Origin of the sequence: Hamadaea sp. NPDC051192, from assembly GCF_040682475.1 — a bacterium.
Classification (GTDB): Bacteria; Actinomycetota; Actinomycetes; order Mycobacteriales; family Micromonosporaceae; genus Hamadaea; species Hamadaea flava.
Map to the genome: position 1 here is coordinate 1 of NZ_JBFBAZ010000081.1, position 22,534 is coordinate 22,534.

At 70.8% G+C, this 22,534-nt stretch carries 20 protein-coding genes; 13 read left to right on the top strand and 7 right to left on the bottom strand.

Annotation, left to right across the window (positions count from 1 at the left end; genetic code table 11):
* The first annotated feature begins 284 nt into the window (after nt 1–284).
* The 4 genes from AB0M47_RS27805 to AB0M47_RS27820 all read left to right on the top strand — a co-directional run bounded on the left by AB0M47_RS27805 (nt 285) and on the right by AB0M47_RS27820 (nt 4,094).
* Nucleotides 285–731 carry a MarR family transcriptional regulator gene (locus AB0M47_RS27805; RefSeq protein WP_363419210.1) on the top strand — a complete coding sequence of 149 codons (447 nt, stop codon included), beginning with the start codon at nt 285–287 and terminating at the stop codon, nt 729–731.
* A 140-nt stretch (nt 732–871) separates the two neighbouring features.
* Nucleotides 872–1,324, top strand: coding sequence for a hypothetical protein (locus AB0M47_RS27810; RefSeq protein ID WP_363419212.1), 453 nt, complete (start codon nt 872–874; stop codon nt 1,322–1,324).
* A gap of 245 nt (nt 1,325–1,569) precedes the next feature.
* Nucleotides 1,570–3,285, top strand: a complete 1,716-nt coding sequence (gene lysS, locus AB0M47_RS27815; protein WP_363419213.1) for a lysine--tRNA ligase — start codon at nt 1,570–1,572, stop codon at nt 3,283–3,285.
* 65 nt (nt 3,286–3,350) lie between these two features.
* Nucleotides 3,351–4,094 carry an HAD family hydrolase gene (locus AB0M47_RS27820; protein ID WP_363419215.1) on the top strand — a complete coding sequence of 248 codons (744 nt, stop codon included), beginning with the start codon at nt 3,351–3,353 and terminating at the stop codon, nt 4,092–4,094.
* Here the strand turns inward: AB0M47_RS27820 and AB0M47_RS27825 are convergent.
* The gene (locus AB0M47_RS27825; RefSeq protein ID WP_363419217.1) at nt 4,091–4,822 is read right to left on the bottom strand and encodes a GrpB family protein; all 732 of its coding nucleotides are present in this window, start codon (nt 4,820–4,822) and stop codon (nt 4,091–4,093) included. The genes AB0M47_RS27820 and AB0M47_RS27825 overlap by 4 nt on opposite strands.
* 86 nt (nt 4,823–4,908) lie before the next feature.
* Between AB0M47_RS27825 and AB0M47_RS27830 the strand changes: the two genes are divergently transcribed.
* Both AB0M47_RS27830 and AB0M47_RS27835 read left to right on the top strand, forming a co-directional pair.
* Entirely contained in the window at nt 4,909–5,895 is a 987-nt protein-coding gene (locus AB0M47_RS27830; protein WP_363419219.1) for an NAD-dependent epimerase/dehydratase family protein, read from the top strand.
* 57 nt (nt 5,896–5,952) lie between these two features.
* Nucleotides 5,953–7,470 (top strand): ATP-dependent DNA ligase, encoded by a 1,518-nt coding sequence (locus tag AB0M47_RS27835; RefSeq protein ID WP_363419221.1) that lies wholly within the window; start codon nt 5,953–5,955, stop codon nt 7,468–7,470.
* Nucleotides 7,471–7,516: 46 nt separating this feature from the next.
* Here AB0M47_RS27835 and AB0M47_RS27840 read toward each other — a convergent pair whose 3' ends face one another.
* Nucleotides 7,517–8,608: an ROK family protein gene (locus tag AB0M47_RS27840; protein ID WP_363419223.1), complete on the bottom strand. Its 1,092-nt coding sequence runs from the start codon at nt 8,606–8,608 to the stop codon at nt 7,517–7,519.
* 108 nt (nt 8,609–8,716) lie between these two features.
* On the opposite strand from AB0M47_RS27840, the gene AB0M47_RS27845 reads away from it, so the two are divergent.
* Genes AB0M47_RS27845 through AB0M47_RS27860 form a run of 4 tightly spaced genes read left to right on the top strand, consistent with a single transcriptional unit; the run spans nt 8,717 to nt 12,700 of the window.
* Nucleotides 8,717–10,033, top strand: a complete 1,317-nt coding sequence (locus AB0M47_RS27845; protein ID WP_363419225.1) for an extracellular solute-binding protein — start codon at nt 8,717–8,719, stop codon at nt 10,031–10,033.
* A gap of 17 nt (nt 10,034–10,050) precedes the next feature.
* Nucleotides 10,051–10,863 carry a sugar ABC transporter permease gene (locus AB0M47_RS27850; RefSeq protein WP_363419227.1) on the top strand — a complete coding sequence of 271 codons (813 nt, stop codon included), beginning with the start codon at nt 10,051–10,053 and terminating at the stop codon, nt 10,861–10,863.
* Nucleotides 10,860–11,660 (top strand): carbohydrate ABC transporter permease, encoded by an 801-nt coding sequence (locus tag AB0M47_RS27855; RefSeq protein WP_363419229.1) that lies wholly within the window; start codon nt 10,860–10,862, stop codon nt 11,658–11,660. Before AB0M47_RS27850 ends, AB0M47_RS27855 begins: the two co-directional genes overlap by 4 nt.
* The gene (locus AB0M47_RS27860) at nt 11,657–12,700 is read left to right on the top strand and encodes an ABC transporter ATP-binding protein (RefSeq protein WP_363419231.1); all 1,044 of its coding nucleotides are present in this window, start codon (nt 11,657–11,659) and stop codon (nt 12,698–12,700) included. The genes AB0M47_RS27855 and AB0M47_RS27860 overlap by 4 nt, the downstream gene beginning before the upstream one ends.
* 58 nt (nt 12,701–12,758) lie before the next feature.
* On the opposite strand, the gene AB0M47_RS27865 is transcribed toward AB0M47_RS27860, so the two are convergent.
* The gene (locus AB0M47_RS27865) at nt 12,759–12,914 is read right to left on the bottom strand and encodes a hypothetical protein (protein WP_363419233.1); all 156 of its coding nucleotides are present in this window, start codon (nt 12,912–12,914) and stop codon (nt 12,759–12,761) included.
* 48 nt (nt 12,915–12,962) lie between these two features.
* Nucleotides 12,963–13,844, bottom strand: a complete 882-nt coding sequence (locus AB0M47_RS27870; protein WP_363419235.1) for a helix-turn-helix transcriptional regulator — start codon at nt 13,842–13,844, stop codon at nt 12,963–12,965.
* Nucleotides 13,845–13,903: 59 nt separating this feature from the next.
* On the opposite strand from AB0M47_RS27870, the gene AB0M47_RS27875 reads away from it, so the two are divergent.
* Together AB0M47_RS27875 and AB0M47_RS27880 are read left to right on the top strand one after the other, a co-directional pair.
* Complete coding sequence (locus AB0M47_RS27875) at nt 13,904–15,304, top strand: MFS transporter (protein ID WP_363419237.1); 1,401 nt, start codon at nt 13,904–13,906, stop codon at nt 15,302–15,304.
* 23 nt (nt 15,305–15,327) lie between these two features.
* Nucleotides 15,328–16,065: a PIG-L deacetylase family protein gene (locus AB0M47_RS27880; protein WP_363419239.1), complete on the top strand. Its 738-nt coding sequence runs from the start codon at nt 15,328–15,330 to the stop codon at nt 16,063–16,065.
* A 130-nt stretch (nt 16,066–16,195) separates the two neighbouring features.
* Here the strand turns inward: AB0M47_RS27880 and AB0M47_RS27885 are convergent, their stop codons facing one another.
* From AB0M47_RS27885 to AB0M47_RS27895, 3 genes are all read right to left on the bottom strand, one after another.
* The gene (locus tag AB0M47_RS27885) at nt 16,196–18,949 is read right to left on the bottom strand and encodes an AAA family ATPase (RefSeq protein WP_363419241.1); all 2,754 of its coding nucleotides are present in this window, start codon (nt 18,947–18,949) and stop codon (nt 16,196–16,198) included.
* 105 nt (nt 18,950–19,054) lie between these two features.
* Nucleotides 19,055–19,192 carry a hypothetical protein gene (locus AB0M47_RS27890; RefSeq protein WP_253756200.1) on the bottom strand — a complete coding sequence of 46 codons (138 nt, stop codon included), beginning with the start codon at nt 19,190–19,192 and terminating at the stop codon, nt 19,055–19,057.
* 149 nt (nt 19,193–19,341) lie between these two features.
* On the bottom strand, nt 19,342–21,780 hold the full coding sequence (locus tag AB0M47_RS27895; RefSeq protein ID WP_363419243.1) for a glycoside hydrolase family 3 C-terminal domain-containing protein: 2,439 nt from the start codon (nt 21,778–21,780) through the stop codon (nt 19,342–19,344).
* 100 nt (nt 21,781–21,880) lie between these two features.
* Between AB0M47_RS27895 and AB0M47_RS27900 the strand changes: the two genes are divergently transcribed.
* Entirely contained in the window at nt 21,881–22,510 is a 630-nt protein-coding gene (locus tag AB0M47_RS27900) for a TetR/AcrR family transcriptional regulator (RefSeq protein WP_363419245.1), read from the top strand.
* The last annotated feature ends 24 nt before the right edge of the window (nt 22,511–22,534 follow it).

Consider the following 22,534-nt stretch of genomic DNA (forward strand, 5'->3'; position numbering starts at 1 on the left):
TGCGGAGTGGCTGTGACCAGCAACATCACAGCCGTGAGAAGGAACCCCGCGACAACGCGGCGGCGGCCAGGACGGTCCATCATGGACTCCTCTCGACGGCCCTCCGACTGGAGGTGAATGAGAGTGTCCTGTAAACCTTTCCATTTAGCAATAGGTCGATGTAAGGGCTTCACGTCGTTGGCACATGGCGCGTTTCTTCTTTCCGTTGACGTCGTCTTCACGGTGGTCAGACGTCGCGCGGCGTTTAGTTGCCATGGCTATAGTTGCCATGTACATTATCTGGCATGGCGTACGACGACACCGCGACCGGACGACTCCTCTGGCAAGTCACCACGAGGTGGCGGACGGCCGTGGACCGGGCGATCGCACCGCTGGGTCTCACCCACGCGCAGTACGCCTTGCTCGGCTCGCTCTACGGGCTCACCCGGGCCGGGCAGCAGCCCAGCCAACGGGAGCTCGCCGACGCCGCCGGGCTCGAACCGATCTACGTCTCCAAGCTCATCCGGAGCCTGGAGAGCGCCGGCCTGGTGACCCGCGACGCACACCCGGCCGACACCCGGGCTCGGCAGCTCGGCCTGACCGACCACGGCACGGAAGTCCTCCTGGCGGCGGTGAAGATCGTGCATGCCCTCCAGGACGAACTGACCGCGCCCATCGGCGGGTCCAGCTCCGAGCGCAACCGGGAACTCATCCGCACCCTCCGAGCTCTCCTCGGAGGACCTGCCACGTGATCCGCCCACGCAATCCGCGCCGCCCCGACCCGGACGCTTCGGCGCTGGATCAGGGTTCCGGGTCGAATCATGAGGCAAGATTCGACCGAGAACCCTGATCCGGCGCCCACCTCGGGGCGACGCACCGGACAGGAGGAATCATGACCTCATCCACGCCGACGCTGACCGGTCAGGACATCGCCGAGGCCCAGGGCGCGCTGCGTGCCCTGCTCGACACGATGCTCTCCGGAGCCGACGCCACCGCCAACGAATTCATCACGCTGCGGGTGCTCGCCGTCCGCGGTCCGTATGAGGACCCCGCGGTCCTGCACGACTTCCTCGCCGCCCAGCGGCAGCTCGACCTGACCCCGGCCGGGGCCGCCAAGCTGCTGGCCGGACTGGAGCAGGCCGGCCTGGCCGAGGGCACCGCCCGAGGCGCTGGACCGGCCCGGATCACCGCCGCCGGATCGGCCGCCCTGACTCGGCTGACCGAGCTGACCAGCCCGGCCACCCGGCAGGTCTTCGGCGACCTCGACCCGGCCGACCTGGCCACCGCCCATCGGATCCTCGCCGAGGTGGCGCAGCGCGCCGACCAGCTCCGCGCCGAGATGTGACCCTGCCCGACCGAACCGAGCTGCCGTGCCCGCACGCCGACCCGCGTGCGGGTCGGCGGTGTGACCGTGGCCGCCCGCCGGCTAACCCGTGTGCGGTCCGCAGTGTGACCGTGGCGGCCCGCCGGCTGACCCGTGTGCGGTCCGCAGTGTGACCGTGGCGGCCCGCAGGCTAACCCGTGTGCGGTCCGCCTAGCCCATCAGGAAGAATGGAGCGGCAGCGTTTACGGAGGAGAAGGACCGGACGAATGACGCAAAGCACGACCGAAGCCGACTGGGTGTCCCGTTTCGCCGACGAGGTGATCGCCGCGCACTCCAAGCGTGGCTCCCAGAAGCCGATCGTCTGCGCGTCCGGGCTCAGCCCCTCCGGCCCGGTCCACCTCGGCAACCTGCGTGAGGTGATGACCCCGCACCTGGTCGCCGACGAGATCCGCCGCCGGGGCCACGACTGCGTACACGTGCTCTCATGGGACGACTTCGACCGGTTGCGGAAGGTGCCGCACGGCATCGACCCCGCCTGGGAACAGCACATCGGCAAGCCGCTGTCCGCCGTCCCGGCCCCGCCTGGGAGTGCGTACGCGTCGTGGGCGGAGCACTTCAAGGCCCCGATGAAGGCCGCCCTCGCCGAGATGGGCATCGAGGTACGCGAGATCAGCCAGACCGAGATGTACACCTCGGGGGCGTACCGGGAGCAGATCCTGCTGGCCATGCGCGAGCGCGAGAAGATCGACGCCGTTCTCGGCCGGTACCGGACGAAGAAGAAGGCAGCCGTCGACTCCCTCGCCGACTCGGCCGACGAGAACGAGCGGGAGCAGGCCGAAGGCTCCGGCGCCGCGAGCGAGGAGGACGGCGGCACCGCCGCGGGCTACTTCCCCTACAAGCCGTACTGCTCGGCGTGCGACCGCGATCTGACCACCGTCACGGCGTACGACGACGACACGACCGAGCTGACCTACACCTGCCAGTGCGGGCACGGTGAGACCGTCCTGCTGTCCCAGTTCAACCGGGGCAAGCTGGTCTGGAAGGTCGACTGGCCGATGCGCTGGGCGTACGAGGGCGTGGACTTCGAGCCGTCCGGCGTCGACCACTCCTCGCCCGGCTCCTCGTTCGTCGTGGGTACGCAGCTCGTCCGCGAGGTCTTCGACGCCGACCCGCCGATCGGGCCGATGTACGCCTTCGTCGGCATCTCCGGCATGGCCAAGATGAGCAGCTCGAAGGGCGGCGTACCGACGGCCGCCGACGCGCTGCGGATCATGGAGGCCCCGGTCCTGCGCTGGCTGTACGCCCGCCGCCGGCCGAACCAGGCCTTCACGGTCGCGTTCGACCAGGAGATCCACCGCCTCTACGACGAGTGGGACGCGACCTCCCGCAAGGTGGCCGACGGGACCGCCACGCCGGCCGACGGACTCGCGTACGACCGGGCCGTCCGCACGGCCAGCGCCGGAAACCTGCCGTTGACCCCGCGCCCGTTCACCTACCGGACGCTGGCCTCGATCGTCGACGTGACCACCGGCCACGACGAGCAGACCCTGCGGATCCTGCGCGACCTCGACCCGGCGAACCCGATCGAGTCGCTCGACGCGGCCCGGCCCCGCCTGGACTGCGCCGATCGCTGGGTGAACACCCAGCTCACCCCGGAGGAGCGGACGATCGTCCGGGACGAGCCGGACGCGGAGCTGCTGGACTCGCTCGACGAGCCCCAGCGCGAATCGCTGCGCCTGCTGGTGGCCGGTCTGGACGACAACTGGTCGCTCGACGGCCTGACCACGCTCGTGTACGGCGTACCGAAGCAGCTGCTCGGCCTGCCGATGGACGTCAAGCCGACGCCCGAGCTGAAGGTCGCCCAGCGGACGTTCTTCGCCCTGCTCTACCGCCTGCTGGTCAGCCGGGAGACCGGCCCCCGGCTGCCTACTCTGCTGCTGGCGGTCGGCGACAAGCGCGTACGCACCCTGCTCGGCGGCTGACCCGTTTCGCCGTCCAGCGACGGCTGCAGATCACGGTTACCCAGGGAACCTCAGGCGGTTTTGGCATGCGTAACCGTGATCTGCAGCTGACGGACGCTGTGGGACCATGGCGCATGCGCGCGATCGTCTTCGACTACTACGGCACCCTGTCGAACCCGGCCGGCGAGAGCGAACGCCGCGCGCTGTACTCGCGTACGGGGGAAGTGCTGGGCATCGACGGCGAGGTGTTCTGGGCCGCGATGGTCGACACCTTCCGGGAGCGGATCGTCGGCGCGTACGGCGACACCCGGTCGACACTGTCCGCCATCGCCGGTCGCTGCGGAGTGACCCCGTCCGAAGACGTGCTCGCCGAAGCCGTCCGCGTTCAGGTGGCCGGCGCTCGGCATACCCAGCGTCCCCGCCCGGACGCGGTGAAGACGCTGACCGCGTTGCGGGAACGCGGTTTCCGGCTCGCGCTGATGAGCGACTGCAGCAGCGAACTCGTCGAAGACTGGCCGAACAACCCGTTCGCGCCGCTGATCGACGCCCCCGTGTTCAGCTGGCGCGAACGCGTCCGCAAACCCGACCCGTCGCTCTACGAGGCCGCCGCCACCCGGCTCGGCGTCTCAGCGGCAGACTGCTGGTACGTCGGTGATGGCGGCGGCCGGGAACTTCGGGGCGCTCACGACGCCGGGATGCGGCCGGTGCTGGTCACGAACGCAGCGCATCCCGAGGCGGCGCAGCACCGGGCCGACCCGGACGAGCACGTGCCGGACCACTCCGTGGACGACCTGCCCGACCTCCTCGACCTCGTCGGCTGGGCGGCTTAGGGGCGCCAGGCGGTTTCGGCGGCCCACTCCTCCGCCACGCCGATGACCAGGTCCACGACCGGGTCCTTCACATCCGTGTACGCGATCCGGTCGGCCACGTTGTCGGCAAGCACTCGCTTGAACTGGGCGTACGCCGGAACTGCGGACGGGTGTGCCCGGAACCAGTCGCGGAACAACAGTGCGACGCGTTCGTTCGGCGAGCCCGCTAGGCGTACGTGGAGGTTCACGGGGCCGTCCGGGTGGCCGCGCCGGTGCCAGAACCGCTTCGCCCAGCGCGCCGGGTCGTCGTCGCTGCCGGCCGGCACGTGATCCCGGTTGACCGGCGTACGCCCGAAGCCGAGCCCGCCCAACGGCCCGTCGAACGCGTCGGCGGCGGCGTCGAGGTCGGCGACGCTGATCTGGAGGTCGAGGAGGTCCTTCGCGGCCATTCCCGGGATCGCGGTGCTGCCGATGTGCTCGATCCGCAACGCCTGCGGGCCGAGAGCGCCGGTCAGTCTGCCGATGAGCGACTGCGCACGTGCCGGCCACTGGTCGTCGTAATCGGCGACGATCGCGGGATCGCCGGGTGGGTACGTGATCGCCTGGGCGACGATGACCCGGTCGCCGTTGAACGTCAGCGCCGGGGATCCGTGCAGCCGGTAGCCGTCGGCCAGGGCCGCGCTCACCCGCTCGCAGAACGCGGAGTCGTCCGGTCCGGTGAGTACGCGATACGGCAACGGCTGGCTCATGACCGGAGATGGTATCGGCCGACCGACCTTGCGCTGTCGGCGAACTGCCTTGGGCGTACCAGTTGGTGGGGTGTTGAGTGGGCCGCATGGAGATCCTTGTTCTGGGCGGCACGGCCTTTCTGGGCCGGGAGTACGCGAGCCAGGCGGTGGCCCGTGGGCATCGGGTGACGTGTCTGGCGCGTGGCGAGAGCGGCGCGGTGGCCGAGGGTACGACGCTGGTCGTGGCGGACCGGAACGAGCCGGGGGCGTATGACGCCGTCGCGGACCGGGAGTGGGACGCGGTGCTGGAGGTGTCGTGGCAGCCCGGAATGGTTCGCGGCGCGCTGGACGCGCTGGCGGACCGGGCCAAGCATTGGACTTACGTGTCGTCGGGCAACGCCTACGCGTCGTTCGGTACGCCCGGCGCGGACGAGTCGTTCCCGTTGCGGGCGGCGACCGAGCTGGACGTCGTCGAGCAGGAGCTGTACGGCGAGGCGAAGGTCGCGTGTGAGGAGGCGTCGCAGGCGGCGCTCGGGGATCGGCTGGTGATCGCCCGCGCGGGGCTGATCGGCGGGCCCGGGGATCGTAGTGATCGGGCGGGGTACTGGGTCGCGCGGGCGGCTCGGGCGGCGGAGGAGCCGCTGCTGGTGCCGGACACTCCGGACGTGGCGACACAGGTCGTCGACGTCCGCGACCTGGCCTCGTGGCTGCTCGACCTCGGCGGATCCGGTACGCCCGGAGTGTTCGACACGGTCGGGCCGATCGTGCCGTTCGGGGAGTGGATCGAGCTGTGCCGCCAGGTCGGCGGGCACACCGGGCCGGTCGTCGCCGCCCCGGCCGAATGGCTGCTGGCGCAGGACGTCAAGGAGTACATGGGGCCGGAGTCGCTCGCGATGTGGCTCGTCGACGCCGACTACGCCGGGTGGTCCACCCGAACCGGCGCCGCTGCGCTCGCTGCGGGGCTGACGCATCGGCCGCGGGCTGAGTTCCTCGCCGACGTACTCGCTTGGGAGCGGTCGCTGGGGCTCGACCGGGATCGGCGCGCCGGGCTCAGCTCCGGTCGCGAACGCTCCCTGCTCGCCTCGCTCGCCTGACCGCGCGCCCTGATCGATTCCGGGGCGGGTGTCGTACGCCGGTGACACCATGGGGACGTGCTGTTCGCAGAGGTGGCCGCGACGTCGGAGGCGGTCGGGGCGACGTCCGCCCGCAAGGCCAAGATCGAGTTGCTGGCGAAGACGTTGCGCGGGTTCTCCGCCGAGGAGGCTGCGGCGGGCGCCGCGTTCCTCGCCGGTGAGCTGCGGCAGCGTACGACGGGGGTGGGGTGGGCTTCGCTCCAGGCCGCGCCGCCGCCCGCCGACGTCGCGACACTGACGGTCGGGCAGGTCGCGGCCACCGTCGACCGGCTCGCCGGGATCAGCGGCCCCGGCTCGCAGGCCCGGCGCAAGGACGAGGTCCAGGCGCTGTTCGGGGCGGCGACCGCCCCCGAGCAGAAACTGCTCCGCGGGTTGTTCACCGGTGAGGTGCGGCAGGGGGCTCTCGCGGGGGTCCTGGCTGACGCCATCGCGCAGGCCGCGGATGTTCCGGCAGCGGCGGTACGCCGTGCGCTGCTCCTCAGCGGGGACCTCGCGGTCGTCGCCGCGACCGCGTTGCGGGGTGGCGCCGCCGCGCTCGGCGAGTTCACGCTGGCCGTCGGCCGTCCACTCGCCCCGATGCTGGCCCAGTCGGCGTCCGGGGTCGACGAGGCGCTGACCGTCACGGGCGTGCCCGCGATGGCCGACGTCAAGCTCGACGGCGTACGCATCCAGGTGCACAAGGCGGGCGACGAGGTGGCCGTCTTCAGCCGCAGTCTCGACGACCTGACCGCCCGGCTGCCGGAGATCGTGGCCGCCGTCCGCTCGCTGCCCGCTCGCGACCTGGTGCTCGACGGGGAGGCGCTGGCCCTCGACGAGCAGGGGCGAGCACATCCGTTCCAGATCACGGCGTCGCTCGCCGCGACCCGGTCGGGCGCGCCCGGCGGATTGGTGGCGAAGTTCTTCGACGTGCTGCACGCCGACGGCCACGATTACCTCGACGAGCCAGGGCACCGGCGCTGGGCCGCGCTCGCTTCCCTGGTGCCGGCAGAACTGCTGATCGACCGGCAGGTGGTCACGTCGACCGAGGAGGCGGAGGCGTACTTCGCCGCCGCGGTCAAAGCCGGCAACGAAGGGCTGGTCGTCAAGGCCGTCGACGCGGCGTACGACGTGGGCCGGCGGGGTGGCGCGTGGGTGAAGGTGAAGCCCCGGCACACCCTCGATCTCGTCGTGCTGGCCGTCGAGTGGGGCCACGGCCGGCGTACTGGGCTGCTGTCGAACCTTCATCTCGGTGCGCGCGATCCGCGTACCGGGGGATTCGTGATGCTGGGCAAGACGTTCAAGGGTCTCACCGACGAGATGCTGCGCTGGCAGACGGAGCGGTTCCTGGAGCTGGCCGTCGAGCGCGGCGACTGGGTCGTCACCGTACGCCCGGAGCAGGTCGTCGAGGTGGCCTTCGACGGAGTGCAGACCAGTCCGCGGTATCCCGGTGGGGTGGCGCTGCGGTTCGCTCGCGTACTGCGATACCGAGACGACAAACGCGCCGATGAGGCGGACACGATTGACGAGGTGCTGCGGATCCACGCCGGCACGTCATGATCAGCGGAGTTTTCGCGGGGCTATGACCCCACGAAACTTCCGTTGATCACGCAGCAGGCGCGGTGAGCGCGTCGACGGCGTCGGGCGACAGCACTCGGCGTACGACGAGTTCCACGAGTCCGGCCGTCGCCGCTTCCTCCTCCGGCGGCGAAGCCACCACGCGCAGCTCCCCGACGCTGTGCGGCATCGCCACGGCGCGCACCACTTCATCCACTGTGGATACGACCTCCGGCTGGGCTCCGATCGAGCCCCCCAGCACGAGCGTACGCGGATTCACCAGCGCGATCAGCGAAGCGAGCACCTCACCGACCCGGTGAGCGGCGGCCACCGGCGAGGCGCCCTGGAGGGCGTACCCGGCGGCGAAGGCCGCGAGGCAGCCGCGTCGCCCGCACCGGCACAGTGGACCGGCCGGGTCGACGCGGATGTGCCCGATGTCGCCGGCCGCCCCGTCGGCCCCGGTGAGGCATCGGCCGTCCACCACGACGCCGGCCCCGATCCCGCTGGACCACTTCACTCCCAGCAGTACGCCGTCGGCGTCGGGTGCGCGAGACAGCGCCGCGCCCAAGGCGAAAGCGCGAGCGTCGTTCTCGAACACCACGGGGACGTCCCAGAGCCGCCGCATTCGCGCAGCGGGAAACGATGGCAGCACTGTGGACGGAGCAGGCAGCCCGGTCATGGGCGATATCGGCGCGGGCAGTCCCACTCCGACCCCGATCAAGCGTTCCCCCACGGCCAAACCCAAGCCCGAAGCCGCCCGCCGAGAGACGCCTGCCCCGGCGGCTGCCGCCAAGGCCGTCACGACGTCGGCCGGCGAAACCGAGCCCAGATCCAGCGCGAGCGACGCCGACCGCAACGGCCGCCCGTGTACGCCGCTGTAGGTGACCCGAGCCCGGGTATGCCCGACGTCGAAGGTGAGGACCACCATCGACCGGTCGTCGAACCGGATGAGCTGGGCCGGGCGGCCGCCTTCGGACCGAGTCGGCCCGGCTTCGTGGACGAGTCCGGCCGCGAAGAGCGGGGCGAGCCGTTCCAACAACGTCGGCCGCGACATCCCCGTGGCGTCGAGCAGTTCTCGTCGTGTCCAGTGTGGTCGCGTACGGATCAGGGCGAGCAGGTGGCCGGGTCCGCTGACCGCCATGTGTTCACCTCTTGACAGCTATGTGAACGATTTGGACACTTGCGTCAGCCCGTTTGACAAAACCCCCATGAGGGTACCGGCGACCGCCGGACCGACCTAGGGAGTCCCATGACCAACGAGGCAAGAGCTACCCGCCGTGCGCTGCTTCAAGCCGCGTTGGCAGCGCCGATGCTAGCCGCGTGCGGCGGAGTTTCCACGAGCGGCGCCGGTGGCGCGGGCTCGGTGAACTTCCTCTCGACCCAGTTCACCCCGGTCGAGGAGCGCCAGCGGTTCGAGAAGATCCTCGCCGACAAGGTGACCAGCGCCAAGGTCGGCTACAACCCCGTCGACAACTCCACCTTCGCCACCACTCTGCGTACCCAGGTGGAAGCCGGCAAGGTGCAGGTGAACCTGGTCGGCGGCCTGCACGGTGACCTGGCGCCGCTCGGCGACAAGCTGATGGACCTGGACGACCTGGCCGGTTCCCTCACGGACCGCGGGTTCGCCGCGGACCTGATCGAGCTGGGCAAGCTCGGCGGGACCACGACGAAGTACATCCCGTGGATGCAGGCCACCTACATGCTGGCGGTCAACAAGAAGGCGTTGCAGTGGCTGCCCGCCGGGGCGGACGTGCAGAAGCTGACCTACGACCAGTTCTTGAGCTGGATGACGGCGGCGAAGGCGGGCAACGGCGGCAAGCCGGTGTTCGGGCTCGGCGCCGGGCCGAAGGGCCTCTATCACCGGTTCTTCCAGGGTTTCCTGCTGCCGAGCTTCACCGGCGGGCAGATCACCACGTTCCGCAGCCCCGAGGCGGTGACGGCGTGGGAGTACATGAAGGAGCTCTGGGGGCAGACCGCGCCAGCGTCGACCAACTACGACTTCGTCCAGGAACCGTTGCAGCGTGGTGAGGTGCTCGTCGGCTTCGACCACGTCGCCCGGCTCGCCACCGCGCCGAAGGACAAGCCAGACGAGTGGCTCATGGTGCCCGCGCCGAGCGGCCCGAAGGGGCTGGGCTACATGCTGGTCATCGCCGGGTTGGGCATCCCGAAGGGCGCGCCCGACGCCGACAAGGCCAAAGAGGTCATCCGGACGCTGACCACGCCGCCGGTCCAGACCGAGGTGTTGCGGCAGAACGCGTTCTTCCCCGTGGTGAAGGCCGATCTGCCGGGCGACCTGCCGGCCGCGATCGGGCTGGAGGCCAAGGCGGTCGCCGCCCAGCAGTCCGCCACCGGTGCGATCGTCTCGCTGCCGCCGGTCGGGCTCGGCGCCAAGGACGGCGAGGTAAGTCAGATCTTCAAGGACACGTTCAAGGCGATCTGCCTCGACGGCAAGCCGGTGAAGGCGACCCTGGACGCGCAGGCGACCAAGCTCAACGGGATCCTCGACGAGCTGAAGGTGACCTGCTGGAAGCCGGATCCCACCGGGTCGCCGTGCCGGGCGGCGTAAGGCCGCGCGGGCCGCTTTTGCTCATCGCGCCCTCGCTGATCTTCCTCACGGCGCTGTTCGCCTGGCCGCTGGTAGCGGGCATCGGCCAGGCGCTCACCGGTCCCGGCGGCTTCACCCTGGCCAACGTGCGGCGCATGCTCGACGACCCGTACTTCTGGCCGGCGACGCGCAACACGGCGCTGCTCATCGTGGTGCTCATCCCACTCCAGTTCGCGCTCGCGATCGCGATGGCGCTACTGCTCCGCGCCCGCCCGCGGTTCGCGGGCGTCTACTTCTACATCTGGGTCATCCCGCTCGCGATCAGCGATCTGGCCGCGGGACTCGTCTGGCTCGCGGTGTTCACGGATCGGGGCTACCTCAACTCCGCATTGGCTCACCTTCAGATCGACGGGTACGCCTGGCTCAGTTACCAGCATCCGGTCACGATGTTCCTGGCGGTGGTGGTGGCCGAGCTGTGGCGGTCGACCTCACTCGTCTTCGTCATCGTGGTGGCCGGGATGCAGAGCATTCCCCGGGACTACGACGAGGCGGCCGCGGTCTTCGGGGCGAGCTATTGGCAGCGGCTGCGCAAGGTGATCCTGCCCCAGTTGCGGCCGAGCCTCCAGGTGGCGCTGATCCTGCGGACGATCCTGGCGCTGGAGACCTTCGCCGTGGCGCAGGCGCTGACCGGGCGCAACCTGCCGCTGCTCGTGGGTGAGACGTATCAGTGGTACAGCGTGCTCCAGAATCCGAACGTGGCGACCGCGATCGCGCTCGTCATCCTCGCGCTGTCGATGCTGGCCGCGTTCGGCTATCTGCGGGCGCTCCGAGAGCCGGGTGGGCAGCCGTGAAGCGTACGTGGGGTCTGCAGCTCGCCTGTCTCGCCGTGACCGCGTTCTTCGGCGTACCGCTGTATCTGATCGGGCTGGCCGCCTTCGCCAGCCGCGAATCGCTCGACCGATTCCCGTTGTCGCTGCTGCCGACCGATGTCTCGGCCGAGACCATCACGACGTTCCTCGGCTCCACCGGCGTCGTCGGCGGCTATCTGAACTCCCTCATGGTCGGGCTGAGCACGGTCGTGCTCGCGCTGCTGGTCGGCGTCCCCGCCGGGTACGCCCTGGCCCGTTACGCCTTCCGCGGCCGCGACCCGTATCAGCTGTTCCTGCTGCTGACCCGGGCGTTGCCGATCGTCGTCCTGTCGGTGCCGCTGGCCCGGATCTTCCTCCAGACCGGCCTCTACGACACGACGTACGCCGTGACGCTGTTGCACACCGCGCTGGCGCTGCCGACGACCGTGCTCATCACCGCGGCCGTCTTCGTCGGGGTGCCCCGGGAGCACGAGGAGGCGGCCCAGGTCTTCGGGGCGTCGCCGGTGCGGGCCTTCGCCCGCGTGGTGCTGCCGCAGGCGCTGCCCGGCATCGCGGCGGTCGCCATGTTCACCTTCGTCCTGTCCTGGAACGAGGTCCTGGGCGCGACGATCCTCACCCTCAACCAACGGACACTGCCCGCGCACGTGCTGACCACGCTGTCCGACTCGCCGTTGGCGTACCGCTTCGCCGGTGGCCTGGCGCTCGTCCTGCCGGCGATCGTGTTCGTCGCCGTGATGCGCCGCTACCTGCTCAACATGTGGGGGACCACGCTGCGATGAAGATCACGATCAGCGATCTCGTGAAGACCTATCCGGGCCAGGCCCGGCGGGCCACCGACGACGTCTCGCTGGAGGTCGCCGACGGCGAGTTCCTCGTGCTCGTGGGGCCGAGCGGCTGCGGCAAGACCACCCTGCTGCGGATGGTCGCCGGACTGGAGACGCCCGACGCGGGAACTATCCACATCGGAGACAAGGACGTCACCGGACTGTCCGCGCGCCACCGGGGGATCTCCATGGTCTTCCAGTCGTACGCGATCTTCCCGCACATGAAGGTCCGCGAGAACATCGGCTTCGGCCTGGCCATGCGCAAGGTGGACGCGGCCGAGATCCGTCGCCGGGTCGACCAGGCCGCGGAGTTGTTGCAGCTGACCGAGGTGCTCGACCGGTTTCCGGCCCAGTTGTCCGGCGGGCAGCGGCAGCGGGTCGCCGTGGCCCGCGCGGTCGTGGTGGACTCGGGCGTCCTGCTCATGGACGAGCCGCTGTCCAATCTGGATGCACTGCTGCGCCTCCAGTTCCGGGCCGAACTCAAGAAGATCGTCCGGGAGATCGGCACCACCACCCTCTACGTCACGCACGACCAGGCCGAGGCCATGTCGCTCGGCGACCGGGTGGCGGTCATGCGCGACGGCCGCATCGCCCAGCTCGGCCCGCCGCTGGAGGTCTACGACACGCCGTCCGATCAGTTCGTCGGCGGCTTCCTCGGCTCGCCGCCGATGAACTTCCTGCCCGGCTCCGCCCTTGTCGCGGTCCTCGGCGCCGACTCCGTTCCCGGCTTGGCGAAAGTGCTCGTCGGCGTACGCGCGGAGAAGGTCGCGGTCGACGCCGAGCGCACCGGCGACGCCGTCCCGGCGACGGTCGAGGTCGTCGAGCCGACCGGGGCCTCGATGCTGCTCACCGTGCTGCTGGACGGGCACCGGCTCAAGGTGTCCACGCCGCCGACCTTCACGGCCGCCCCCGAGCAGCAGATCTGGCTGCGCTTCGACCCGGCGTCGCTGCGCTTCTACGACCCGGAGACCGGCCTGGCCCTGCTGAAGTCCTGACACAGAACGCGGACGGCGTCCCCAGAAGGACGCCGTCCGCTATCGGGGATGTGGGGGTCTACCAATAGTGCCGACGACCGGCCACGGGGCGGCCGACCGCGCCGAGCAGGTAGAGGACGGCCCCCACCACCAGCAGGATGATGCCGAGCGTCTGCAGGATTCCGACGTGCAGCAGCCATCCCAGGAGAAGTAGCACCACACCAGCGACAAGCATCGGTTCCTCCTTCGATGTCCTCGATGGAGTACCCGAATTCGGCGCTCGCTACACGAAGGCGAGCTCCTTGGCCCTCGGCAACACGATCTCCTCGGGCGTCGCCGTCGCCAGCCGCGCCATGGCCTGCCGGTCCGCGTCGTCGATCGGGGTGTAGACGCTGAACCGGACCATCCGCTGGTCACCCAGGTAGGAGTGGACGACCTCGGCGTGGAACGTGCCGGCCTCGTCGTGCCGCAACGTCTTGAGGACGCCGTCGAGGCTGGCGACCTCCTGCCGCCGCCAGATCTCCGCGAACTCCGGCGAATGCGCCTCCACCAGCTTCACCAGCCGCTGCCATCCCGGGTCGCCGACGTCGGCCGCCATCGCCACGCGCATCTTCGCGACCAGGCGAGGGGCGGTCTCCACCCAGCCGCCGACGAGCGTCCGCATCCGCGGGTTGGCGAAGAAGAGCAGCAGCGAGTTCTGGTACTCGTCCGGCAGGCTCCGATAGTCGCCGAACATCGCCATGTAGGAATGGTTCGACGCGAGGATCTCCCAGCGAGGTCCGACGACCACGGCGGGATAGGGGTCGACCTGGTGGAGCATCAGCTCCACGGCCCGGCCGACCTTCGGCTCCCGCGCAGCGGGGTGCGGCTCGGTCAGCTCGGCGAGGGCGAACAGATGCTGCCGCTCGGCGTCGTCCATCCGCAGCACCCGGGCCACCGCACCGAGCACCTGCGTCGACACGTTGATCGAGCGGCCCTGCTCCAGCCAGGTGTACCAGGTCACACCGATGCCGGACAGCATCGCGACCTCTTCGCGGCGCAGGCCGGGCGTACGCCGCCGCAGTCCGTCCGGTAGCCCCACCATTTCCGGGGTGGTGCGCTCACGGCGGGATCGAATGAACTCTCCTAGTGCCTGTCGCCGCTGTTCATCCCTAGCCTGGTTCACTCAGTAACAGTATCAGTGGGCTCTAGGTACCAGGCTTGAGCGCGTACCAGGGTGATCGTATGACCACTGCGACGCTTCCCGCCGCCACCGCCACCACCCGGCCGGCGGCTCCGTGGCGGGCGCTGCCGATCCTGTTGCTCGGCGCTTTCCTGCCCATCCTCGACGCCTTCATCGTCAACGTCGCCCTCCCGACCATCGGCCGTACGCTCAACGCCGGTCCGGCAGCACTGGAGCTGACCGTGTCCGGTTACGGCGTCGCGTACGCCTGCACGCTGGTGGCCGGCGGCCGCCTCGGCGACCGCTTCGGCCGCAAGCGAATGCTGCTCATCGGCATGTCCGCGTTCACCGTCGCCTCGGCCGCCTGCGGGCTGGCCCCGACCGCCGGCGCGCTCATCGCGTTCCGCATCCTGCAAGGACTGGGCGCCGCGCTGCTGTTCCCCCAGGTGCTGGCCTCGATCCAGGCCGGTTTCGAGGGCGCCGACCGGCAGAAGGCGCTCGGCCTGTTCGGCTCGATGGCCGGGCTCGCCGGCGCGGTCGGCCAGATCCTCGGCGGCGCGCTGCTCGCCTGGGACGTCGCCGGGCTCTCCTGGCGGCCGCTGTTCCTGATCAACGTGCCCGTCGGCATCGCCGCCGTCGTGCTCGGCCGGCGGTTCGTCCCCGAGACCCGGGCTCCCCGGGCGGCGCGGGTCGACCTGTGGGGCGCGCTGCTGCTGGCCGCCACCATCGCACTTCTCCTGCTCCCGATCACCCTTGGGCGTACCGAGGAATGGCCATTGTGGACGTGGCTGAGCCTGGCCGCGGTCGTGCCCGCCGCGGTGACCTTCTTCTGGACCCAGGGCCGGCAGGAGCGGCGCGGCGGAAACCCGCTGTTGCCGCCGAGCCTGCTGAGCCTGCGCCTGGCCCGGCGCGCGCTGCTGGCGATCCTGCTGTTCGCCACGCTCATCGGCGGATTCCTGTTCACCGTCGCGGTCACCCTGCAGATGGGGCACGGGTTCGGGCCGATGGCCGCCGGGCTGGCGATGGGACCGTGCGCGATCACGTTCCTCTGGATCTCGCTGCGGGTCGGCCGCTGGGTCAGCCGGTACGGCGTGCGCGTCCTGATCACCGGCGCGCTCGTCTTCGGCCTCGGGATCGTGGCGTTCGCCGCCGTCGTCCAGTACGCCGATCACCTGAACGTCGTCGTGGCGGCCATCCCACTGGTGGTCGTCGGCGTGGGCTGGGCGATGGTGCTGTCCCCCGCGATCGGGTTCGTCCTGTCGGGGCTGCCCGCCGACCGGGCCGGCCTGGCCGGCGGCGTGCTGTCGACGGCGATGCAGATGGGGCTGGCGCTCGGCGCCTCGCTCCTCGGCTCGGTGCTCTTCGCCACCAGTTCGCTCGTGGCCCTCGGCTGCTGCCTGGTCCTGGCGGTGTCCACCGCGATCGCGTACGCCCGGCTTTCGCCACGCCCGGCCGGGTCATGATCGTGCGGCCTATGCTGGCGGATATGAGCTTTCCACCGTCCGCACCGCCGATCGAGGACGTCAAGAAGGTCCTCTGCGTGTTCGCCCACCCCGACGACGTCGACTTCGGCAGCGCCGCCACCGTGGCCCGCTGGGTCGACGAGGGCATCCAGGTGGCGTACGTGCTGGTGACCCGGGGCGACGCCGGCGGCTTCGACAACACCCCGCGGGACGAGATGCCCGGCCTCCGCGAGGCCGAGCAGCGGGCCGCGGCGAAGGCGATCGGCGTCAGCCAGGTCGAGTTCCTGGAGGGCTACTTCGACGGCAAGATCACGCCGTCGCTGGAGCTGCGGCGCGAACTCGTCGCCGCGATCCGCCGTCACCGCCCGGACCGCATCCTCACCAGTTCGCCGCTGCGCCGGTGGGAGCGGATCTCCGGGCCGAGCCACCCCGACCACCTGGCCGTCGGGGAAGCCCTGACGTGCGCGGTCTACCCGGACGCCCGCAACGAGTTCGCGCTGCCCGAACTGCTGGCGGCCGGGCTGGAGCCGTGGGTCGTCCGGGAGATCTGGTACTCGGGCGGCCCGTCCCCGGACCACGCCGTCGACGCCACCGACTACTTCGACCGCAAGCTCGCCGCGCTGCGGGCACACGCCTCGCAGACCCGGCACATGGAAGACCTCGAAGGCATGCTGCGCGGCTGGATGGGATCCACCGCCCAGGCTGCCGGCCTGGGCGAAGGCCGCCAAGCCGAGGCCTACACCATCATCCGCACCGAATAGCGCTCCCGCTGCTTTTGCTGCAGATCACGGCTATACATGCTTCCCACCGCACTTTTGGGCCGCGTAACCGTGATCTGCAGCTTTCAGGACGCCCGCGCGAGCGTAGCGAGCCGCGCGGGCGGGGTGGGCGTCAGCGGGTGAGGGCGCCCGCGACCTCGGTCCGCGAGGCGACCCCGAGCTTGTGCAGGATGCTCGACACGTGCACGGCCGCGGTCTTCGGCGAGATGTAGAGCCGCCGGGCCAGCTCGGCGTTGGTCAGCCCCTCCGCGACGAGCAGCGCCACTTCCCGTTCCCGGGGCGTCAGCGGCACCACGCCGTTGGCGGCGGCCCGGCTGTGCGCCGGGGCCAACCCGAGCTGGGCCCGGACCTGGTCCAGCTGGGCGACTCGCCAGCCGCCCCACCGGCTCAGCAGGTCGGCCGCCTTGTCGGCGAGCTTGGTCGCACCGGCGTTCTGGCCGGCGGCGAGCAGCCGCCGGGCGGCGAGCGTGTGCGCCGTTCCGCGTACGCTCGGCGGCAGGATCGCCGAGTCGAACACCGCCCGGTAGCCGCGCAGGGCGCGGTCGTCGTCGCCGGCGAGTTCGGCCAGCTGCGCCGTCACGAGTTCCCGCCAGTCGTCCCAGAGCTGCCCGTCGAGCATCACCTCACCGAGGTGGCGTACGCGCTCGCGGGGCAACCCGGCGTACAGGGCGGCGGTGATCAGGTCGTGGGCTTGTTCGCCGCTCCGCCACGGCAGCTGCGCCAACGCCGCCAGTACGCCGTCGAGCAGCTCGATCGCCCGGTCGTCGCTGGAGCGGCAGGCGAGGTGGAAGTCCAGACCGGGCAGGACCAGCGGCGACAGCCCGGGCTGGAAGCGCAGCTCGGCCAGGATCGCCGTGACCCGGCGGAGTTCACCGGCCTCCAGGCTCAACCCGGCGAGGAAGACGGAGTGGTAGTCGGCGCGACGGCCGCGTAACACGTAGCCGCGGTCACGCGTACGCCCCTCGTCGAGGGCGGCGATCGCGGCGGCGAGGTCGCCCTCCCGCATCGCGATCCGCGCCCGCCCCTGGAAGTACGCCGCCACGGCGAGCGACTCGAACCCGGCCCGCTCGGCGTCGACCCGCATGCGTTCCAGCACTTCGGCCTGGTCGGCGAGGGACTCCGAGGGCGGCATCTGGACGAGGTTGTAGAGGGCGCGGGCGGCCAGCACCCACTCCCCCACCTTCTCCGCCTCGTCGATCATCCCGGCGAGGATCGCGCGCCCCTCTTCAGCCGTGGCGGGCTGCTCCGCCAGCGTGGAGCCCTTCTCGACCAGGGCGGCCAGGCGTACGGCGGGCAGGTCGAACTCGGCCGCCAGCGCGAGCGCGCGATCGGACCAGAGCAGCGCTTCCTCGACTCGGTCGCGCAGCATCGCCGACTGGGCCACCGCGGTCATCGCCCGCGCCTGGTCGGCCCCCGGCGGCAGGGTCGCGATGAGCTGCTCGATCTCGGTCGTCCAGGACTCCATGCCGGTGGTGTCGTCGGACTCCCAGGCCAGCCGGATCAGCAGGTAGAGCGCGTCGGCGCGGTCGGTTGAGGTGGTGGCCAGATCACGCCACTTCCGCGCGTACTCCGCGGCGTCGTCGAGCAGCCCGGCCAGCCAGGCGGCGCGGGCGGCCGCGCTGAGCAGCTCGAGGTCGTCGCCTTCCTCCTCCAGCCCCATCTCGGAAAGCTGCAACGCCTGGTACGCCGAACCGATGGACAGATAGAGGGCGGCGCCACGACGGGCGGCGGCCACCATGTCGTCGTAACGTCCGGCTGCCTCGGCGTGATGCGCGACCAGCGCCGGGTCGACCTCGTCCGCCGCGAGCAAGGCTTCCAGGGCGGCCTCGTGCAGGCGGCGACGCTGGCGGCTGAGCATCTGGCCGGTGATCGCCTCCCGCAGCAGGGCGTGCCGGAAGGTGAACTCGTCGTCGCCTGATTCGACCAGCACGCCGCGCTGGACCAACTCCCGCAGGACGTCGATCAGTTCGTCCTCGCCGGCCTTGGTGACCGCCGCGAGCAGGTCGAACGGGATGCGGTGCCCGAGCAGGGCGGCCGCTTCGAGGATGCGCTGACCGGCCGGGTCGAGTCCGGTGGCCTGCCGCCGCAGCACCTCGGCGAGGCTCCACGGCAGCGGCTGCTCGCTGACGGCCTCCAGATCCTGCCCGGCGTACGCCCGCAGCAGTTCTTCCAGGAAGAAGGGGTTGCCCCCGGTGCGGTTGTGCAGGGTGACGGCGGTCCGATAGGACACCGGACGGCCGCCCGCGATCGCCAGCATGGCCGCGGTCTCGGCCGTGGTGAGCCGTTCCAGTCGCAGGTGGGTCACGGCGTGCCGGCGTTCCATCCGCTCCAGCAGCGCCGAGACCGGATGCCGGCTCGTCACCTCGCCGGGGCGGTAGGTGCCGATGAGCAGGTGGGCGCCGGGCCGGTCGGCGAGGCGCTCGAACAGAGCGGCGCTCTCGGAGTCGGCCCAGTGCAGATCCTCGAAGACGAGGACGGACGGCGCGTCGCCGACCAGCCGGGAGACGATGTCCAGTCCGGCGTGCAGCCGTTCGACCGGGCTGCGACCGGGGTCGACCAGCGAGGCGACCTCCGCGTCCACCCCGAGCACGCCGCGCGAGGTAAGCCGGCCCGCGCCGTCGATCGCGTCGAGCAGCAGCTCGTAGGGCCGGGCCAGGGAACCGGGCTCGGCGTGGCCGACCAGCACCACGGTGCCCTCGGGCAGGGTCGGCAGGAACTCCTGGATCAGCCGGGTCTTGCCGATGCCGGGCTCACCGCCCACGATGGCGACCTGCGGACGCCCGGACGCGACGAGCCGCGTCAATTGACGCAGCTCGTGGTCTCGGCCAATCATGCTCTGGCTCGCACCGTCGCGCAGGAAACGCACGCCACCAAGATACCGGCGAGCTGGGACAGGCCCTAGAGAGTTGTGAGCCGCCCCTCGGTGGAAGGGCGGCTCACAACGGACCGTTTCGGGCGCGATCACGCGCGATCACTTGTGGGATCGCTCTGAACGCTTGATCCGGCTCCTCCGAGCACGGGCGAGCACGCGGGTCCGGTCGGCCTCGGCGATCAGCTCCGCCTGGTGGAGCTTGGCCATGTCGAACAGGGTGTCGGGTGAGGTGAACATCTTCGGCTCCTTGGTGGTGTCTTCCGTGGTGTCTTCGTTCTTTCGACATCACCTATGTTCCGCCGGTAAGGAGTCAAAGCCATCAGGAGCGATGACGTATCTTGCCCGCACCGGCCTACCTACCCACCGACACCCCCGTCTAGGTATATCTAGGCCGACACCGCCACGCGGGCGACGAGGGGACGGTTCGCGCTGCTGGACCCGGCCTCCACCAGGTAGTCGCCGGGGACCGTACGCCAGCCGCCGGCCCAGCTCTGGAACGCACGCTCGGGCAGGTCGATGCCGACCGTGGCGGCCTGGCCGGGGTCGGCCGTGACGGAGGCGAAGCCCACGAGCCAGCGCACCGGCCGGTCGGGGTCCGGCTCGGCGGGGGCGAGGTAGACCTGGACGACCTCGCGGCCCGGCCGGGAACCGGTGTTGCGCAAGGTGACTGTCGCAGTTCGGTCCTCAATAGACAGACTCTCGTACGCCCACGTCGTGTACCCGGAGCCGTGGCCGAACGGATAGCGCGGCGCGATCCCCGTCCGGTCCCAGCCGCGGTATCCGATGTAGACGTCTTCGGCGTAGTCGAGGACCCCGTTGTCGGGCGTGGTGGACAGGACCGGGCAGTCCGCCGCCGCGACCGGCCAGGTGGTGGGCAGGCGGCCGCCCGGTTCGGCCCGGCCGAGCAGCACGTCGGCGAGGGCGTGCCCGGCTTCCTGGCCGGGGAACCAGGTGAGCAGCACGGCCGCCACCTCGTCGGCCCAGGGCAGCTCGACCGGGGATCCGGCGTTGACCACGACCACGGTCCGGGGGTTCGCCGCGACGACCCGCCGGACCAGTTCGTCCTGGCGGCCGGGCAGGGCGAGGCTGGTCCGGTCGAAGCCCTCGGATTCGACCTCCTCCGTGGTCCCCACGACGACGATCGCGACGTCGGACTCGGCCGCCACCCGCTCAGCCTCGGCGAGCAGCTCGTCCGCGGTCGCGACCGGGTCGGCGTGGCCGAGGAGCAGCGCGACCACGGGGAAGCTCTCAGCTATGGCGACCTGGTGATGGAGGCTGACCTCGACGGTCTCGCCCGCCGCGAGTTCGACCGGGAAGCGCCGCTCCGGCGGGGCGAGGAAGAGAGCCGCCAGATCCATGTTCTCGGGCACGATCGCGTCGTCGAAGACCGGCTGGCCCGGACCGGAGTCGCCGGTCACCGAAAGGGTGAACTGGCCGATGCCCCGGATAGCGAGGTGGTGCGTACCGGCGGCGTCGGGGGTCAGCCGGCCGGTGAGGTCCACCGTGGCCAGCTTCGCCGGGTCGACGCCCTCCGGCATCTCCATCCAGACCCCGATTGCCGCAGGCAGCGTCTCGACATGCATCGTCTGACCGTCGGCGTCCCGGAACGTCGCCGTCAAGTCCGTCCACTGGGGACCCCGGGCCGCCGGGACCTTCTCGCGCGGGTCCGCGCCGATGGCGTACGTGAGTTTCGTGGTCGCCGGGAGGGCGGCGGTGAGCCCGTCGAGCGGGGAGACGATGTGCGCCGGGAAGACCTGGGCGCTGCCGCCGCCGAGGATGCGCGCGTCCTTCGCCAGTACGCCGATCACCGCGACACTGCCGACCTCCGGAAGCGGCAGGATCCCGTCGTTCGACGCGAGGACGAAGGAACGGCCGGCGATCTCGCGGGCCAGCTCTTCCCCGTCGATCGGCGCGGGCCGGTCCGCGGGCGCCACCGCCGGAGCCACCCCGTCAAGCGCGCCGACGCGGGCTGCCAGCCGCAGCACTCGGCGTACGTGGTCGTCGATCAGCTCCTCGGCTACGGCGCCGGTGCGTACGGCGTCGACGAGGCGCGAACCCCAGGGGCTTCCGGCGGCGGGCATCGCCAGGTCCAGGCCGCCACGCGCGGTCGCCTCGGTGTCGCGAGCGGCGTACCAGTCGGAGACGATGAAGCCGTCGAAGCCCCACTCGTCCTTCAGCACGCCGTTCTGCAGCTCGTCGTGTTCGGTCATGGTCACGCCGTTGACCTGGTTGTACGCCGCCATGACGCCCCACGCGCCCGCGTCGACGATGGCCTCGAACGGGGCGAGGTAGAGCTCGCGCAGCGCCCGGTCGGAGACCTTGTTGTCCACCGTGAACCGATCGGTCTCGGCGTCGTTGGCGACGAAGTGCTTGACCGTGGTGCCGACGCTGTGGTCCTGCACCCCTCGCACGTACGCCGCCCCGATGGCCCCGGTGAGCAGCGGGTCCTCCGAGTACGCCTCGAAGTGCCGGCCGCCGAGCGGACTGCGGTGCAGGTTCACCGTGGGTGCGAGCAGGACGTGTACGCCTTTGCGGCGCGCTTCCTGACCCAGCAGACGCCCGGCCCGGCGGGCCAGCTCGGCGTCCCAGGTGGCGGCCAGCGCCGTCGGGCTCGGCAGGGCGATCGACGGGTCCTCCGCCGTCCACCGCGTTCCGCGTACGCCGATCGGGCCGTCGCTGACCACCAGCGAGGCGAGGCCGATCTCGGGGACGCCGGGCACGGTCCAGCTGTCCTGCCCGGACAGGATCTTGACTTTGGTCTCGAGGTCGAGGCGGCTGAGCGCCTCCTCGACGGCGGCCTCACGATCGGTACGCAGCGCTGACATACGGCCTCCCTGAAGTTTGGAGCCATCGTGCACTAACTACCGAGTGATCGGTAGGCAGCGTTATTGTTTCGAAACATAAGCGGCGGCTATCCTCCCTTCCATGACACACCCTCGGCGCAGGCTGAGACCCGAGCAGCGGCGTGCCGAGATCCTGGACGCCGCGCTGGAGGTCTTCGCCGAACGCGGCTACCGCGGCGCCTCCCTGGCCGCCGTCGCCGACAAGGTCGGCCTGACCCAGCAAGGCCTGCTCCACTACTTCCCGAGCAAGGACGCGCTGCTGATCGAGGTGCTGCGGCGACGCGACGAGGTCGACTCAGGCGCGTACACGCCGTCCGGCAACGGCCTGGAGATGATGGAGAAGCTGGTCACACACAACGCCACGCTCCCCGGGCTGGTGCAGTCGTTCACCGTGCTCTCCGCCGACAGCGTCACCGACAACCATCCGGCCAAGGAGTTCTTCACCGAGCGCTATCGGCGTACGCGGGAGACGCTGGCCGAGTCGATCCGCCGCGAATTCGGGGAGGACCCGCCCGGCGGGCTCACCCCCGAACAGGCGGCGGCGCTGCTCGTCGCGGTCATGGACGGCCTGCAGCTCCAATGGCTGCTCGATCCGGGCGAGGTCGACATGGCCGCCGTCTTCCACGCGTTCGCCGGCCTGCTCCGCTCTCACGCCGCGGCGGATCAGGGATCTGAGTCGAATCTTGCGCCAAGATTCGACCGAGAACCCTGATCCAGCGCCAAAAGGATCCAGCGC

Excerpts from the sequence above, each read along its gene's own strand:
- AB0M47_RS27805 (WP_363419210.1), top strand. The coding sequence starts at position 285 with ATGGCGTACGACGACACCGCGACCGGACGACTCCTCTGGCAAGTCACC.
- AB0M47_RS27810 (WP_363419212.1), top strand. The coding sequence starts at position 872 with ATGACCTCATCCACGCCGACGCTGACCGGTCAGGACATCGCCGAGGCC.
- lysS (WP_363419213.1), top strand. The coding sequence starts at position 1,570 with ATGACGCAAAGCACGACCGAAGCCGACTGGGTGTCCCGTTTCGCCGAC.
- AB0M47_RS27820 (WP_363419215.1), top strand. The coding sequence starts at position 3,351 with ATGCGTAACCGTGATCTGCAGCTGACGGACGCTGTGGGACCATGGCGC.
- AB0M47_RS27825 (WP_363419217.1), bottom strand. The coding sequence starts at position 4,822 with ATGAGCCAGCCGTTGCCGTATCGCGTACTCACCGGACCGGACGACTCC.
- AB0M47_RS27830 (WP_363419219.1), top strand. The coding sequence starts at position 4,909 with ATGGAGATCCTTGTTCTGGGCGGCACGGCCTTTCTGGGCCGGGAGTAC.
- AB0M47_RS27840 (WP_363419223.1), bottom strand. The coding sequence starts at position 8,608 with ATGGCGGTCAGCGGACCCGGCCACCTGCTCGCCCTGATCCGTACGCGA.
- AB0M47_RS27845 (WP_363419225.1), top strand. The coding sequence starts at position 8,717 with ATGACCAACGAGGCAAGAGCTACCCGCCGTGCGCTGCTTCAAGCCGCG.
- AB0M47_RS27860 (WP_363419231.1), top strand. The coding sequence starts at position 11,657 with ATGAAGATCACGATCAGCGATCTCGTGAAGACCTATCCGGGCCAGGCC.
- AB0M47_RS27865 (WP_363419233.1), bottom strand. The coding sequence starts at position 12,914 with ATGCTTGTCGCTGGTGTGGTGCTACTTCTCCTGGGATGGCTGCTGCAC.
- AB0M47_RS27875 (WP_363419237.1), top strand. The coding sequence starts at position 13,904 with ATGACCACTGCGACGCTTCCCGCCGCCACCGCCACCACCCGGCCGGCG.
- AB0M47_RS27880 (WP_363419239.1), top strand. The coding sequence starts at position 15,328 with ATGAGCTTTCCACCGTCCGCACCGCCGATCGAGGACGTCAAGAAGGTC.
- AB0M47_RS27890 (WP_253756200.1), bottom strand. The coding sequence starts at position 19,192 with ATGTTCACCTCACCCGACACCCTGTTCGACATGGCCAAGCTCCACCAG.
- AB0M47_RS27895 (WP_363419243.1), bottom strand. The coding sequence starts at position 21,780 with ATGTCAGCGCTGCGTACCGATCGTGAGGCCGCCGTCGAGGAGGCGCTC.
- AB0M47_RS27900 (WP_363419245.1), top strand. The coding sequence starts at position 21,881 with ATGACACACCCTCGGCGCAGGCTGAGACCCGAGCAGCGGCGTGCCGAG.